General features: G+C 56.5%; 13 protein-coding genes. 1 reads left to right on the forward strand and 12 read right to left on the reverse strand.

Features of this window, described 5'->3' with window-relative positions; genetic code table 11:
• Nucleotides 1–35: 35 nt before the first annotated feature.
• Nucleotides 36–1490, forward strand: a complete 1455-nt coding sequence (locus ACN08Y_RS01570) for an APC family permease (RefSeq protein WP_419111647.1) — start codon at nt 36–38, stop codon at nt 1488–1490.
• Between the two features lie 111 nt (nt 1491–1601).
• Here the strand turns inward: ACN08Y_RS01570 and wecB are convergent, their stop codons facing one another.
• From wecB to ACN08Y_RS01630, 12 genes are all read right to left on the reverse strand, one after another.
• Entirely contained in the window at nt 1602–2744 is a 1143-nt protein-coding gene (wecB, locus tag ACN08Y_RS01575) for a non-hydrolyzing UDP-N-acetylglucosamine 2-epimerase (protein ID WP_419111648.1), read from the reverse strand.
• Nucleotides 2745–2860: 116 nt separating this feature from the next.
• Entirely contained in the window at nt 2861–3688 is an 828-nt protein-coding gene (locus ACN08Y_RS01580) for an ABC transporter ATP-binding protein (protein WP_419111649.1), read from the reverse strand.
• A gap of 14 nt (nt 3689–3702) precedes the next feature.
• A complete protein-coding gene (locus ACN08Y_RS01585) occupies nt 3703–4425 on the reverse strand; it encodes an ABC transporter permease (protein ID WP_419111650.1) in 723 nt (240 codons plus the stop codon).
• A 146-nt stretch (nt 4426–4571) separates the two neighbouring features.
• Nucleotides 4572–6242: a glycosyltransferase family 4 protein gene (locus ACN08Y_RS01590; RefSeq protein WP_419111651.1), complete on the reverse strand. Its 1671-nt coding sequence runs from the start codon at nt 6240–6242 to the stop codon at nt 4572–4574.
• Nucleotides 6239–7492 (reverse strand): glycosyltransferase family 4 protein, encoded by a 1254-nt coding sequence (locus ACN08Y_RS01595; protein WP_419111652.1) that lies wholly within the window; start codon nt 7490–7492, stop codon nt 6239–6241. The genes ACN08Y_RS01590 and ACN08Y_RS01595 overlap by 4 nt, the downstream gene beginning before the upstream one ends.
• Nucleotides 7493–7591: 99 nt before the next feature.
• Nucleotides 7592–8866, reverse strand: coding sequence for a GtrA family protein (locus tag ACN08Y_RS01600; protein ID WP_419111653.1), 1275 nt, complete (start codon nt 8864–8866; stop codon nt 7592–7594).
• A 6-nt stretch (nt 8867–8872) separates the two neighbouring features.
• Nucleotides 8873–9904, reverse strand: coding sequence for a phosphodiester glycosidase family protein (locus tag ACN08Y_RS01605; RefSeq protein WP_419111654.1), 1032 nt, complete (start codon nt 9902–9904; stop codon nt 8873–8875).
• Between the two features lie 163 nt (nt 9905–10067).
• Nucleotides 10068–10274: a DUF3073 domain-containing protein gene (locus ACN08Y_RS01610; RefSeq protein WP_419111655.1), complete on the reverse strand. Its 207-nt coding sequence runs from the start codon at nt 10272–10274 to the stop codon at nt 10068–10070.
• Between the two features lie 304 nt (nt 10275–10578).
• Nucleotides 10579–12093, reverse strand: coding sequence for a carbohydrate-binding domain-containing protein (locus ACN08Y_RS01615; RefSeq protein ID WP_419111656.1), 1515 nt, complete (start codon nt 12091–12093; stop codon nt 10579–10581).
• A 46-nt stretch (nt 12094–12139) separates the two neighbouring features.
• Complete coding sequence (locus ACN08Y_RS01620) at nt 12140–13027, reverse strand: polyphosphate polymerase domain-containing protein (protein WP_419111657.1); 888 nt, start codon at nt 13025–13027, stop codon at nt 12140–12142.
• 174 nt (nt 13028–13201) lie between these two features.
• Complete coding sequence (locus ACN08Y_RS01625; RefSeq protein WP_419111658.1) at nt 13202–13792, reverse strand: DUF4956 domain-containing protein; 591 nt, start codon at nt 13790–13792, stop codon at nt 13202–13204.
• 92 nt (nt 13793–13884) lie between these two features.
• Nucleotides 13885–14808: a Sir2 family NAD-dependent protein deacetylase gene (locus ACN08Y_RS01630; protein WP_419111861.1), complete on the reverse strand. Its 924-nt coding sequence runs from the start codon at nt 14806–14808 to the stop codon at nt 13885–13887.
• Nucleotides 14809–14946: the final 138 nt, after the last annotated feature.

Here is a 14946-nt window from a genome sequence, read left to right on the forward strand (position 1 = left end):
ACAGTCAGTTCACTCTCTATTTCTACAAGGACCTCATGGTAAACCCATCAGATACTGCGTCTCCTGTAAACGGACGACTTGAAAAAACAATGAAGCCCAGCTGGGCGTTCGCTATGGCCTTGGGTTCAGCCGTTGGCTGGGGTGCCTTCATTCTCCCTTTCGATTGGGGTGCAGAGGGTGGTCTTGCCGGAACAACCATCGGCTTCATCATAGGCGGTCTGATTATCGCCGTTATCGCAGTAAGCTACGGCAACGTTATTGAAAAACTACCGGTCGCTGGCGGCGGAGTCGCCTTTGCCCTCTCAAGTTTAGGTCGGCTGCACGGCTTTATTGCGGGCTGGTGTCTTACGCTTGGGTATGCCGGCATTGTGGCTCTCAACGCCTCAGCTGTCACTCTAGTTTTCCGAGTAACTTTGCCCCAATTATTTATGAACTATAAGCTCTACAGCTTGGCTGGCTGGGATATCTACCTGCCCGAGGTCATCACCGCGTCACTCTTCCTGATTATTTTTGCGGTTCTTAATATTCGCGGAATCGCTTTCTCAGGGCGATTCCAATTCTTTGCGGTCCTGCTACTCCTCCTAGGCGTAGTCTTTATCTTTATAGCCAGCGCTCTTATCTTCTTCACCCGTGGTCTAGAACTCCCAGCCGTTTTTCCCGAGGGGGTATCACCCTGGGTTGCAGTCTTCACTATCGTCGCGTTTGCGCCCTGGGCTTACGTAGGTTTTGACAGCGTTCCCCAGCTCGCCGGTGAGTTCAATTTCAGCCCCAAGAAAGCCTTCGCCCTACTCATGTGGGGTGTTTTCGCTGCCACAGCCATCTACCTGGTCATGATGTTTGCCGTCACCTTCGCAGTCGGCAAGAATCACGATGCCTACGCAAGCGATAGCTGGCCTACCGCTACCGCCATTGCTGATCTAATTGGCCCTATAGGTCTCATTCTCATGGTAGTTTCAGCCAGCATGGGTGTGCTCACCGGACTCAATGGCTTCTACGTTTCATCAAGCCGAGTGCTTCTCACCATGGGCCGGGCTCAGATGATTCCCTCAGCTTTTGCCCGCCTTGACCCGAAGTTTAACTCCCCCAAGGTTTCTATTATCTCCGTGGCGGCCCTCTGCCTTATCTCCCCCTGGTTCGGACGTTCAGCTCTTTCATGGATTGTAGATATGACCAGTGTGGGTATCTCTGTTGCTTACTTCTACACCTGCTACTGTGCTTATGCCATCGGTAAAAAGGGCCGAGTTTTCGGTATGAGCTCTCATGATGCCCCGAGAGCCGGTATGAAGTGGTTTGGGCTTCTAGGCTGCATTTTTTCCCTTGGCTTCTTGCTACTTCTGCTGCTTCCGGGTTCACCGGGCCAGCTCGGTAAAGAATCTCTATTCGCCCTTCTCCTGTGGGCCATTCTTGGCATGGTCTTCTTCCTCACCCGTAAAAAGACCTACTACGCCCTATCTGAAGAAGAGCTCCTGCAGGCTGTCTACCGGCAATAGGGCTAACTCTCTGCCCACCCCATATATCAAGGGTTGCCTCGGTTCATACCGGGGCAACCCTTGATTATTGCTAGAGCATTCGCGCTAAAAGACTCTCACCTATACAGGCAGCTAGGATGAGAAATCCTCCAGGCGTTCACCCACACCGAACATGGCTTCAAGTGCTGCTACCGTACGCTCAGCAGCCTTACCATCGCCATAGGGGTTCACGGCATTAGCCATCGAAGCGTAATGAGCCTTATCTTCAATCAGGGCAGAAACCTCAGAAACGATCCGTTCCAGCTCAGTACCGATTAGACGTACAGTACCGGCCTCGACAGCCTCAGGGCGTTCAGTATTCTCACGAAGTACCAGTACCGGCTTTCCCAAGCTCGGAGCTTCCTCCTGCACCCCACCTGAGTCAGTCAGCACCAGGTGAGCAGCCTTCATGACGTGAGTAAACTCGGCATATGCAAGAGGCTCCGTTACGATGACGTTCTGCAAGCCCTCCAACGAAGGCAGAACAGCCTCACGCACCAGCGGGTTCTTATGGGCAGGGAAAACAAAAGTGAAGTCGGGGAATTTACGGGCTAGTTCAGCAACAGCCTGACCGATACGTTCCATAGGCTCACCCCAGTTCTCCCGGCGATGAGTGGTCACCAGAACCATCGGGGAGCCGCTCTCAACTACCTGCTGCACTGCGGCGTCCTCAAACTCAATAGTCTTCTCAACCGTGGTCAGCAAGGCATCAATCACCGAGTTACCGGTTACTACGATATCGGCCCCGTTAACGCCCTCTCGCAGCAGATTAGCTTTTGATTCATCTGTAGGAGCAAGATGAAGGGCAGCAATCTGACTCGTCAGCTTACGGTTGGCTTCCTCCGGGAAAGGAGAATTGATATCGCCCGAGCGCAGACCAGCCTCAAGATGCACCACCGGAATCTGCCGATTAAAGGCAGCCACAGCAGCACCCATCACCGTTGAGGTATCACCCTGCACAATCACCGCATCAGGGGCATACTTCTCATAAATAGCGTCAACGCCTGTGATCACCCGTGCAACAATGCCGTTCAAGCCCTGGCCGGCAGACATAATATTGAGATCCTCAACGGGCTCAATACCAAACAGCGCGTTGACTTGATCAAGCATTTCCCGGTGCTGCCCGGTCACTACAGCAATCGACTCAAACTTCTCAGACGCCTCAAGCGCCTTAATAACCGGGGCAACCTTAATGGCCTCGGGACGAGTACCATAAACGGTCATAATCTTCTTCATCTTCTATACCTCTACGACGGTGTGGGGAAGGGTGTAAAGCCCACCTATATTCTAGTTGCCCGCAAAAGTTTTTTCTCGCCCTAGCCCCAAAGAGCAAGTAACAATTCAGCAAGTACCTACCCAGCCGAGGAATCCTGCACATAACCGCACGCCCCCTCAGTCCGAGCGTCCCCCAGTAACCCCGAGGCTTTCTCTTCATCACCCGATGAGAGCACATGCGCATACCAGCGATATTTGCGTGCAACCGCGCGAGCATCCCCATCCATTACCAGCTCACCCCTGTCAATCCACAGGGCACGGGTACACATCTCCTCAACAGTCTGAGCTGCGTGAGATACGAGAAATACGGTGCCTGCCTGGTCAAGTAGCCCGTCCATGGCCTTTTTAGCCCGGTCAGCAAAAGCAGCATCGCCCGCACTTAGGGCCTCGTCGATCAGCATAATCTGGGGTCTAGCAGCCATCGATATTGCAAAGCGCAGACGCGACCCCATACCGGCCGAATAGGTATTCATAGGGCGATAAACAGCATCTCCAATACCAGCCAGCTCAATTACCCCGGGGCGGGTGGCCTCAACCTCGGCCATGCTCATGCCCATCGCCAAACAGCCCAAAGTAATGTTGTCATCCCCCGACATTGAAGGATTCAAGGCTGCAGAAATACCGATGAGAGTAGGTTGGTCAGCTGCCAGTACCTGCCCCTTAGTGGGTGTCTGTAGACCTGCGATTACTCTCAAAAGGGTAGATTTTCCTGCACCGTTCCTTCCCACCAGACCGATGAACTCTCCCTCAAACGCTGAAAAGGAAACACCGCTCAGAGCTTTCACCTGCTTCTTCTGGCGGCTAAACCTACCAGTTTTGAATCGAGTGGTGTACTCAACATGCACATTATCCACCAGTACGTTGAGCTGTTTCTGCGGGTCATACTCACTAGGAAACCGAACCATAACGCTCCTCCGCATCAACAAAAAAATATAAATCCAACAAGTACCAGCAGAACCACCCATAAAACCATCAAAAGCCACTCATAGGCACCGGGAACTGTACCTTCGACCAGCACCTCCCTGTACATATTGAGGACGATAAACAGCGGATTAGATTCAATGACAAGAAGTGCTGTTGGATGATTAATAAACCGCTCAATAGGGAAAATAACCCCGGAACCATACATAAGGATTCGGGTCATAAACGAAAAGAGAGCAAAAATATCTGGAATAAAGTAGCCAATTCGAGCAATAAGCATATTCAGACCCGTGTTAAACAGAACCTGAAGCAAGAAAATCGGCACCACCAGAATCCAGGTCCACGACACCGTCACATGCGGCGGTATAACGATAATCCCCACTAGCATCACCGCAATCATCGGTAAAGCTTCCAGCGTGTTCTTTAGAGCAAGGGCAACCGGAGGGAGCGCACGTGGAAAATTAAAACCCTGAATCAGGCTCTTATTCTGTTTCACTACCAATGCAGCAGAGGTAATAGACTGCGCAGTAAACCGGAACATCAAAATTCCTACTATTAGGAAGGCAGGAAAGTTTTCCATGCCACGATTAATACCTAATACCAGCCCGAAGAGTACCCAATAGAAGACCACATCCATCACCGGTTTGAGAAAAAGCCACAGAGACCCCAGCCGGTTATCGCTGTTGCTCGCAAACACCTTGTAGAGGGACTGGTGCCACATGAACGCCCGGTACTTCCACAGACGCTGTAAGTACAGCCGGTAGTTACCGCGTGCGCCTACCTGCTGAAGCTACCCCCTGGTCACAAGCCCCTGATAATGGCTGTACTGGCTACTCAGCTCTAGACTTCCACGAGAATAGTTAGACATCAGCTCTCCTCCGCTAGAGCTGGGGGCTGTGTTGCTTGGTTCCGGCGCATTGTGCCCCCATCGGTCAAAAGACCATTGTAAATCTCTTCTACAATAGCTGCTTGCTTCTCCCAGGTCCTTGCCCGGGCAAGCTCCCGACCCTGCGCGCCTAGACGGGCGCGGGCGTCCGGATTCTCAGCGAGTAAAAGCAGGGCCTGGGCGATAGACGCCGGGTCTTCTGCCTGCGCTAACCTACCGGCGGGCTGCTGGCCCTCAGGGCATATAAGGTCAGCTAGGGGCGGTAAGTCGCTTGCCACCACAGGCCGCCCCAGCGCCATCGCCTCAATAGGTTTGAGGGGGGTGACGGTACGGCAGACCTCGTCGTTAGTGCGGGGGACAACAAAGACATCGAGAGACTGGTGGGCAAGGGGCGTTAGCTCGGGCGCAATCCGCCCCAGAAAAACCGTGCTGTCAGCTACCCCCAGGGACTGGGCTAGCTTCTCAAGGCGAACCCTATCTGTACCGTCCCCTACCAGAAGCAGGCGGGCATCCAGCCCCTGGTCACGCAGGCGCACAAGTGCCCGTAGCAGGGTGTCGAACCCCTCATAGGGTACCAGCGAACTCACCGATCCGATCCAGAACCCGCTCTCGGGTAGTCCCAGCTGGGCTCGTGCCTCGCGGGGGCTAAGGTGCTGCTCCAAGAGCGAGGAATCCACGCTATTGGGCACCACAGTAACTCGGACTTCGGCTACACCGCGCTCTATCAGACTCTTCTTCATAGTCTCCGATAGGGTCAGTACATGGCTCGCTGCCTTCATCACCTGAGTTTCTCTTGCCCGCGTCAGTAGAAAACGCTCGCTCCGTGCAGCAGATGCCCGCAGGTGCTCTGGCTGTTTCGACAGCCAGGTTTCTTCCAGAACCCCACGCACCTCATAGACCCAGGGGATTCCCCAACGCTCCGCGAGCGCCCGCGCCACCAGCGCGTTGTGGAAGTGGGTGGTGGTATGGATGATGTGAGGCGGCTGGCTGTCATAGGTGCGGGCAAGCTGGCTGGCCCACTGCTCTAGACGCCCTGTGGCGGTGGAGGCAAGCCTCCAGGGCAGATAACGCCGGTAGGTCACCGAGCCTACCTGCACTGTGTCTGCTGCGGTCAGGCTACCCACCATCACCGGGTAGCCGATGCGGGTATGTGCAGTCAGAGGCATCCCCCGCTGCGCCAGGGCACTGAGCAGTCGGTGGGTGCGCAGGGTATAGCCTGACTGGGTTGCCGGTAGCGAGTTGGTGAGCAGGTGAAGCACGCGCGGCCTTTGGGCTTCGGGGGCGGACGCCGGTGCCCCCTCCCCCGCTTGGCTATCGGTGGCCGCGAATGTAGTAGGGGTATAGACTGGAAGTCTCAGTACTAGACCCGAATCCAGTAGCGCAGCTTCCGCTTCAAGTTTTTGGGCTAAGCGACGTTTGCCCTTTGTGCGGGCAGAAGCCAGGGCCTCGGTGACCTGCCCTGCAGACCATAGCGTGCGGGCGGCGTCCGGCGACGGCGATAACCGTTCAAGAGCAGGAGCAAGGTGGGTACGGACTACCACGGGCATGCGCTGCCCTACCTGGGTGAGGAAGGCGGCAGGGTCAGTGCGTATCAGCCCTATAACAACTGTCGCGGCGAGAGTGGCGTTTCTGAACATCTGCAGGGCCTTCATCGGCTGCGCTCTCTGCTGATGACTGCCTCTAAGACGGTGAGGTATTTCTGCGCCAGATAGTCGTAGTTAAAGTGCTCCAGCACGAACTGCCGCCCCCCATCGTTAGGGTGAAGGCGGGAGCGGTCGTCAGCCAGATCCACCCAAAGGTCGGCAAGCTCTTGCGCCGACTCTGGGGCAAGATGAATACCCGCTGCAGACTCCCGCAAGATTTGTTCTGCCTCGCCCTCGAGCAGACCCACAACCAGACGCGGTACCGTCAGAAGCTCATAAAGTTTTGAAGGAACTGTCCAGGCAAAAGCAGGTAAGGATTTTAAAGACACATGATTAACATCAGCCCACGAGTAGTGATTGCGTACCTCCTCACGATCGAGAAGATGAATAAATTCAACAGGTAGCCCACCAGCCTCTGCTACTTCCATTAGTTCTTTACGCTCAGAGCCTTCACCGATAAGCCGTAAAGTAAAACGGGTGGAAGGGCGAGCATCCATCGCCAATTTCAGTGCATCAAGAAGAACCATTAGTCCCTGAGAGCGCCCTATAGTGCCAGTGTAAAGAAGATGTAGTTCATCCGGACGAGACGGCAACGAATCAATACTGCTATAAAACAGGCTCGGGGTCACACCATTGCTCACAGTATAGACAGATTCTAGACCTCGATTACGCAGGACCTGAGCAAAGCTCTCTGTCGTTGTAACAACAGCATCAGCTTGACGCTGAGCCAGGGTAAGCGCTTGGGCAAAAAACCTACGTGCTCTCAGCATGGGAGCTATCCCACTCACCGAGGTATCTGGTATAACTACAACATCAGGCCAGGCATCCCGCATCTCTAATATTAGAGGTACCCCCAGTAAACTCTTTGCCACCAGACCTGCTCCCGCACTGGGAACCCCGGGTACGGTAGCAATTACAACATCAAACGACACCTTCTGTAGCTTCAAAGTAGCCACAGCAGCAATAGTCCCAAATGCAGCAATAATCTGGTCTAGGGTGCGCACAGCTCCGGAGACCCCATGTAGTAAATAGGGCACTCGAATAATTTTTTCTCCGTATTTACCCTGATGAACTCGAGGAGTTCCCCTAAAGCTTTCACGTATTGAGGTAGTCGCTGCTGCATTCGGATAATGGGGAGGGGGGCAACACACGGTCACCTGGTGCCCTGATTTCTGCCAGCGTTTTACTAAAGCCGACCAACGGCGCTGAGGCGCACCAATTTCGGGCGGGTAGTAGTGCGTAATGACAAGTATTTTCATTGAGATGATGTGTGCTGGGTGTGGTTCGCAATGGTGGTTATAGGGTGTGTAACTACCTCAACTGTACCCCTTTAAGTCCTCACGCACATACAAAAATCCCTACGCGGCTTTCGATGTTTGCTTGCCTCTGTCAGAACTATTGGGGGAAAGTTCTTTGCCGCCGTCGGTTAGCTGGCTGACAGCGCATGTCAGGTCCGCTTCGGTCCCTCTCTCGTCCGTTCTCCGGCTCGATAGCTGGGGGTCCTGCTCACCCTGGGTAGCGCGGGCAAAAACCCAGCGGCGCTGAACCGAGAAGCTCAGGGGAATCAGCGCACCCTCGACGAGGATTTTAGCGGCGAGCAAGGGAATACATACGCGGGTTAGGGCTTCCATCGCCGTACTATTGAGGGCCAGAATAACCAGCGCGAGGATTGCGTAGCGTCCCAGTGAGCGTTGGGCTGAGGGCCGGGGCCCTCCATCGTGCAAAATGACGCGGTTGAGGGCGAAGTTCCCGAGCGCCGAGATGATCCGGGCGGCAAAGACTGCCGGGATAACCGCCATACCCGCGGCAACAAGGATGAGCAGGGCCAGAGTATCGATGATAAAGCTGGAGAATGAGGCAGCCAGGAAAGCAAGAAGCGGAGCATAGATTCTGATGGAATCACGAACCGGCTGGAAATGGCTGGTAGGGTTCCCTTCCTCATACACCTTTGTGATGGGCACCTGAGCAAGCTCAACATGATGGCGTGATGCTCGCAGGAGCATGGTGAACTCGTACTCGTACCTATCCCCCGGCAGCTCTAATGCCCAGGGGATGATCTGCGGGGTCAGTCCCCTTAGGCCTGTTTGGGTGTCCGCGATGTTCTTCCCGGTGGATATGCGAAAGAGGGCTGCGGTGAGGGCGTTGCCCACCCGTGAGCGTAGCGGGGCGCGGTGTTGCGATTCAGCAGGGTCTTGGAGTGTTCTTATCCCTAGAACGAGGCAGCGGGCTTTGCGGTCCGTGTAGTTCTGGGTGGCTTGCCCCACCGCCAGAATATCCTGGGCGAGGTGCTGGCCATCCGCGTCAGCGGTAATCACGGGCTCGTGGGGCAGGTTTTGCTGAGCCCATGCCAGGCCAGCACGCAGGGCCGCACCTTTACCTCCATTAGCGGGCAGGTGCAAGACCGTTACTGTGCTCAGCCCCGGCCTATCCAGCCGCCGTTCCAGGGAAGGAGCCGGTGCGGCGGTGGGAAGGTTGGCTACCTGCTCAAAGACCGGTATGTAGTCCGTTCCGGAACCGTCGTTGATTACCAGTAGGTGAACCGTAGATTCAGTGTGCTTAGCCTGCTGGTCAATATCGCGGGCAAGCTGAACCAGGGAGGTATCTGGCTTGTAGGCGGGGATAAGAATCAGCATGGGGTCTTAGACCCCCGCGATGTAGAGAATATCGCTGGTTTCGCGTTCTTGGCCCTTACCCAGGGGGTTGTTCACCAGAGCATTGTTGAAGAGCATAGCTGATGAGCCGCCACCGTCAATGTTGTAGGCTGTTACGCATCCGGCGTCCAGCATCATCTGGGCTAGCTCGGTCATGGTCACGCCCCGTGAGTAGCCCTCTGAGCGGCCATCGACCACCATGAACAGCAGGTGGTTCTCCCCGATAGCACCTACCGCGGTGCGGGGCTGGTTGCCCTGAATGGAGTGGTTACCGAAGTTAGTGTCGACCTCTACCTCTTCAATTCCGGCGCGAATTGTGCCGTTCTCTAGTAGAGCTGGGCCAAAGGAGAGCGTGTTGAGTACGCCCTCATCCACCAGTTTCTGGGCGGTAGTAGCTGTTTCATCGTAAACACGGACGCTACCGTCTGAGTAAAAAGCCAACCCTTCACGGGCCGGTGAGTCACGGTAGACCACACCGTTACGGACCACGATGCCGGTCTCACGGAAGCCGTAGTAGTCACCGTTGATTGCCCAGATTGCGTTGTGCTCGGCGGCGATAGCGCTGGGATTCTCAACAATGTTCAGGCCGAACTGGTTCTTGGCAAAGGCAGAGCGGAGGATGCTGGCCGAGCCCAGTTTCACCTCGGCGGTGTAGGCAGTGATCTGGTCGCTGGTGCCCTCGTTCAGGACGATTGTTTTGAGTACCAGGGAGCCGTTCTCTGCGGTCAGGCCTGTATCGGTGACCGTCATGCCGGTCAGTTCCGTATCCATGCTGGCGGTGCTGCTAGCGGTAGCAGTCGCCTGGGCCTCGTAGGCGGCTACATCGGAGATTTCGGTGTGTTCCTGCAAGAAGCGGTTATAGGCCCAGCCACCGCCCAGACCGGCAACGCCCAGGGTGCCCAGGCCGCCCACAAGAACTGCCCGCCTGCTGGCGGTAGATGCCAGGAATTTCTTCTTGGTTTCCGTCGTCTGAGTATCTGAGGGTTCGAGGGGATCGTTGAGGTCTGCTTGTTTCGTCATACCCCCAACTATGCTGGGCTTACCCATGACGAAGGCTTGTCTTACCTATGTTCTAGCTGTGACCCCCTCCGATCTACGTAGCAAGGGGGCCTGCCACCGGTAACGGTAGCAGGCCCCCCTAGTGCTTGGTTACGGGAAGAACCCGCATCACAGTGATGCGGGTTTACTTCTCCAAGTATTTGTCGGCGTACTTATCTACGTACTCTGAGTAGTCGTCGTCATCATCGTACTGATGAGCAGACGTCTTAGGCTTGGAATTGCCGCTTCTTCTCAGTTCACGTTCGAGTGCCGTGTAGTCAGTGTCGGGGCTGAAATATTTCATCTCCCGAGCCTGCCGAGTTGCTTTAGCCTTTTGACGGCCGCGCCCCATGGCGAGACCCCCTCTTTATCGCTCGTATCTGGCTACCCATCCGTGCTCAGGGGAGAACCAGAAAATCTTTCAGTCTTTTCCGTATATAAGGGTACATTGTTTTGAGCGCATTTGCTTGCCTGTTCGCCAAGTGAGATGTAAGAAGCACAAAAAATAGCGAACGGCCGTTTTATAAAGAGTTGCCCTCCCACCGGGTATAAAGCTCCGCACCCCTTTCTTCGAGGGGTGCGGAGCTTCTGCTCATAGAGAGAGTCTCTAGCTCAACAGCTGTAAAATATCTCCGCCTCTGCCGGAGTTCTCTGCCTTAGCGGCGGAATCCGCCACCCATAGCGGCACCTGAGCTACCGCTGGTAGCTGTTGCGGTACCGGCTTCGCTACCGTTGACGCTGATGGTGTAGCTTGCACCCTCGCTGATAGAGCTACCGGCTACAACAACAGCTGAGATGTTCTTAGTGGAGGTATATTCTGCAACGGTCTTACCGCTGGAGTCGGTCACGGTCACAGTATCACCGGAGGAAACGCTTGCGCTAAAGCGAACGTAAGCACCTTCCATGCCTTCAAACATGTCACCTGCATCACCTTGGATTAGGGTGCCACCGGTGATGGTCAGACCGCCGGTTGCATCGGTTGCGCCGTTGCCACCGGTGGAGGGGCCGTTGATAACAACGGTGCCACCGGAGATTTCTGCGGTGCCGTTGGAGTCAATGCCGTCGCCCTCAGTGTTGAGGGTGATCTCGCCGCCGCTGATTGCGATCCAGGCGTCAACAGCCTGGTTCATGCCGCCGCCCATACCACCGGAAGTAGTGCTTGAGTTATCGGAGGGAATAGTGGCATTGATAGCGTCATCGCTACTTGTCACATTGGTTTTACCACCGCTAATGGTGATGTACTGGCCCTCAATTGCCTCGTTTGATTCGTTAATTGTGAGGGTACCACCGGCAATTTCTAGTTCGCGCTCTGATTTGAAGCCGTCGTCCCCGGCGCTGACGGTTACGGTGCCGTCGAGCAGGCGGGTCCAGCCGCGTTCAGCGTCGGTGTCGTTGGTGGACTTGATGCCGTCGCTTGCGGCGGTGACGTCTACGGTGCCGCCCAGGATATCGACGTAGTCCTTACCCTTGATGCCGTCATCGACGGCGGTGACGTTGATGGTTCCCCCGGCAATAACCAGGCCGTCGCTTGAGGCAATACCGTCTGCGTAGTTGCCGGCGACTTTGAGGGTTCCTTCACCGGCTAAGGTCAGGTCGGTGCGGGCGAAGAGGGCGGCATCGGGGTCGTCGGTTCCGGTAGCGGTGTAGCTGGAGCCGTCGGTAACGGTGTTGGTGGTACCCGATGCGGTGTAGACGATAACCTCGTTAGCGCTTTCTGCGTCAACGGCAGGACCACCGGAGTTGGTAATGGTGGCGCTATCAAGGATCAGGCGCACTATGTCTTCTTCTCCAGCGGTTACTACAATCTGGCCGTCTTTGAGGGTTCCGGTGAGCCGGTAGTTGCCGCCGGCAGTAATGGTGATGACGCCGTCTTTGACGCTAACACCGTCGGTGGCGGTGGGGTTGGAGAGGTCGATGGTGGTTTCGCTGGAGGTATCCCAGGTGAGGTCATCGGCGTCGTAGTGGGTGTCGTAGCTGATAGCGCTGGTTACGGTCTCACCGGTGCTGGTGGCTACGGCAGTGGCGCTGGTGCTTGCTGAGCTGCTGACGCTGGTACCGGTGGCTGTGCTGGTGGAGGTTGCGGAGGTGGTTGCTGAGCAACCGGCGAGGGCGATGGTTCCGGCAACGGCTACTGAGGTGAACAGGTAGGTCAGGCGTGTTGGCTTTTTCATGGGTTTTCCTTGGGGTTGGGTTTTGGTGTTTAAAACTAGGTTCTGGCTACGAGGCGACTGGCAGGTAGAGGTCTGTGCCGTTGTCTACAGGTTGCAGGTTCATGCTTCGGGCAATGGTTCGGTTCCATTTGTTGGAGGTAAGTTCCGGGTTCAGCGCGGCAAGCCCGGTGGCGAACTTGGAGATTTTGGAAGGCCGTATGCCTGCCCGCCACAGGTGTTTATCAGCAACAGAGGGAGCGCTGCCAGATTTGGTTTCGATAATGACCATGCCTGCGGCAGTGTAGGCCTGCCCTAGTCGGTAGGGTGAGCTGGTGCTGAGTGCAAAGTTGCTCAACGGGGTCCAGGTGAGGTCCGTATCGATGGTCATGCGCGAATCAGACGGGTTGAGGTCCGATGCGGGAAGCAGGACGGTGGTTCTGCGGTAGCCGGTTGTGAGCACTGGCTCAAAGGCGGTCGCGGGGGCTTCGATGAGGCCGCGCAGGGATTCTTCGACGTAGTCGCGGCCCTGGGCGTTGAGGTAGGCCCTGTCTGCGTAGGGGTAGGGTATGCGTTCTTTGACGGTCAGAGCGCGAGCGCCTTCGGTTTTGACTTCGAGGTAGGTGTCCCCGGTGTCTAGGTAGGAGCGGGTGCGGATCTTGTAGCGGTTGCGGCGGCCGGTGGCAGCCAGGCGGTAGGAGTCAAGGTTGGGTGTATCGAAGTAGACCGAGTCGTAGGAGAACTGGCGTTCACCGGAGATTTCTAGCACTGAGGCCTCAGCGGGCAGATCAGCAAGTACCAGTGCCGCGTAGTGGGCATCAACGATGTATTTGCGGTCCACGCGGGTTTGCATGGCGGCTTTTGCGTTGAGCTCTTCGAGGCTAATACCGGGCCAGCTCGCGGGGAGCATAGTTTCTGCGGTGGGGCTGGCTGGTATTTGCGGTGCGGTGGTAGTCATAATCTTTCCTGATGAGGTTCCTGTAGCGGTTGGCTATCAGGCCTGTAGTTCTTGTCGTCTGTGTTCAGTCTGTTAGACCTGCCTATGTTTGTGCTGTGGCTGGCCTGTCGTAGCCTTATGAGTCTGCGCGGGTTATGCCCGGGGTGCTCAGAGCTAGCTACCTTGAGTGAGGCTTTAGCGAGCGCCGTGGGCTGCGGGAACGGGGCGGGTTTCGTCCAGCTTGGTGACGGTGTAGCGGATTTTGGCGATGGTCTTGTCGTTGATGAGGTCTAGCTCATCGATGCTGACGTTTTCGATGCTGTAGCCCAGCTGGGTAGAGAGGTAGGTTTTGAGTTCTTCTTCGTCGCTGATGGCGCGGTCCACGATAATGGTCTGGCTTCGCAGGGTGGTCATGAGCTTGGGGTGATCCACGATGAACATGATGGCTAGGAGCAGGGCGGCCAGGCCGAGCGCAAGGCCAACCGGGTTGAGTCCGATACCCATGAGTAGGCCGAGCGCGAGTGCGGCAAAGTAGTAGGCAACTTCGCGCTGGTCAAGTTCGGTGGAGCGCAGGCGGATGATGGAGAGTACACCGAAGAGGCCCATTCCCATGCCTGCGCTGGTGGCGTCGGCGTTGGCGAGTGCTACGGTGACGGCGAAGACACCTACGTTGATGACGAGGTAGGAAACTACGAGGTCACGGCGGCGGTGGCGGCTGACGTACATGGTGCAGAGGGTCAGAATGGCGAGTAGGTCAAGTGCTGCCATGACGGTGATGGTGTTCAAGGGGTGTCTCCGGGTTTCTGGTGTTTTTCTTTATCTATATTCCAGAATGACCCCGGAGGCTGTGTTTAGGCTGTGCTGAGGTTAGCCTTCACTTATGAGCTGTATATAGTGCGGTAGAGCGCATCGGTGATGTCTTCGCGCCAGAGATAGGTTGCGCGGCGGTCGGCGCGGCCCGGTCCGCGGTTGATGATGGCCAGGGGTTTTCCTGCGCGGACGGCGTCAAGGGCTATCTTGTAGCTGCTCATGACGGCTAGGGATGATCCGAGTACGAGCAGGGAGCGGGATTGTTCTAGGAGGTCTTTGACACGGGCTTTTCTGGTGGCGGGGACGGGTTCGCCAAAGTAGACCACGGCGGGTTTGAGGCGGGTGGAGCCGCAGGCAAGGCAACCGACCATCTGAAAATCGCGGATAAAGGTAACGTCTAGGTCTACGTCGCCGTCGGGGTTGACCTGTAGGGAACGGCTGGTGACCCGTTCTAGGTAGCCGGGGTTGGCGGCGTTAATGCGGGTATCGAGGCTGGTGCGGGCTTCTTCGGCTCCGCATTCGAGGCATTGGATGGTGGAGAGGTCCCCGTGGAGTGGGAGCACGGTTCGGCTCCCAGCGGCGGTGTGCAGGCCGTCTACGTTTTGGGTGATGATGCCGGTGAGGTGCCCCTTGTTTTCGAGTTCGGCAAGTAGGTAGTGGGCGGTGTTGGGGTGGGCGCGGCTCATCTGCCGCCAGCCGACGAAGGAGCGGGCCCAGTAGCGGTGGCGGGCTTGGGGGTCGTAGAGGAATTCTTGGTAGGTCATGGGCCGGTGGTTGCGCAGGGAACCGGCGGGGCCCCGGTAGTCGGGTATTCCTGAGCCGGTGGATATGCCTGCGCCGGTCAGGGCCAGCACTCCCCCATGTGCGAGGAGTTCTTGGATGCCCCGGCAGGCAACCTCAGGGTCGGTGGGTGGGGTGGTTTCGTGGACGACCCGTTCGATGGACCGTAGGGCGGCGGCGTGGGTGGCCGCGATGTGGGCCTGTTCGGTCAGGCGGGTGGGGTCGCCGGCGTAGCGGGTGTCGAGTGTTTCTCCCCGGTGATGCGGTTGGTTCTCTCTCACTCTTCCAGTGTAGGTGAGTATCTATGCGGCATCAGCCCTGGCAGGTGCAAGGGGAAGGCAAGCTGGCTG

The sequence above is a fragment of the Rothia sp. P5764 genome (assembly GCF_048512965.1).
In the GTDB taxonomy this organism is placed as follows: domain Bacteria; phylum Actinomycetota; class Actinomycetes; order Actinomycetales; family Micrococcaceae; genus Rothia.

Excerpts from the sequence above, each read along its gene's own strand:
- ACN08Y_RS01570 (WP_419111647.1), top strand. The coding sequence starts at position 36 with ATGGTAAACCCATCAGATACTGCGTCTCCTGTAAACGGACGACTTGAA.
- wecB (WP_419111648.1), bottom strand. The coding sequence starts at position 2,744 with ATGAAGAAGATTATGACCGTTTATGGTACTCGTCCCGAGGCCATTAAG.
- ACN08Y_RS01580 (WP_419111649.1), bottom strand. The coding sequence starts at position 3,688 with ATGGTTCGGTTTCCTAGTGAGTATGACCCGCAGAAACAGCTCAACGTA.
- ACN08Y_RS01585 (WP_419111650.1), bottom strand. The coding sequence starts at position 4,425 with ATGTGGCACCAGTCCCTCTACAAGGTGTTTGCGAGCAACAGCGATAAC.
- ACN08Y_RS01590 (WP_419111651.1), bottom strand. The coding sequence starts at position 6,242 with ATGAAGGCCCTGCAGATGTTCAGAAACGCCACTCTCGCCGCGACAGTT.
- ACN08Y_RS01595 (WP_419111652.1), bottom strand. The coding sequence starts at position 7,492 with ATGAAAATACTTGTCATTACGCACTACTACCCGCCCGAAATTGGTGCG.
- ACN08Y_RS01600 (WP_419111653.1), bottom strand. The coding sequence starts at position 8,866 with ATGCTGATTCTTATCCCCGCCTACAAGCCAGATACCTCCCTGGTTCAG.
- ACN08Y_RS01605 (WP_419111654.1), bottom strand. The coding sequence starts at position 9,904 with ATGACGAAACAAGCAGACCTCAACGATCCCCTCGAACCCTCAGATACT.
- ACN08Y_RS01610 (WP_419111655.1), bottom strand. The coding sequence starts at position 10,274 with ATGGGGCGCGGCCGTCAAAAGGCTAAAGCAACTCGGCAGGCTCGGGAG.
- ACN08Y_RS01615 (WP_419111656.1), bottom strand. The coding sequence starts at position 12,093 with ATGAAAAAGCCAACACGCCTGACCTACCTGTTCACCTCAGTAGCCGTT.
- ACN08Y_RS01620 (WP_419111657.1), bottom strand. The coding sequence starts at position 13,027 with ATGACTACCACCGCACCGCAAATACCAGCCAGCCCCACCGCAGAAACT.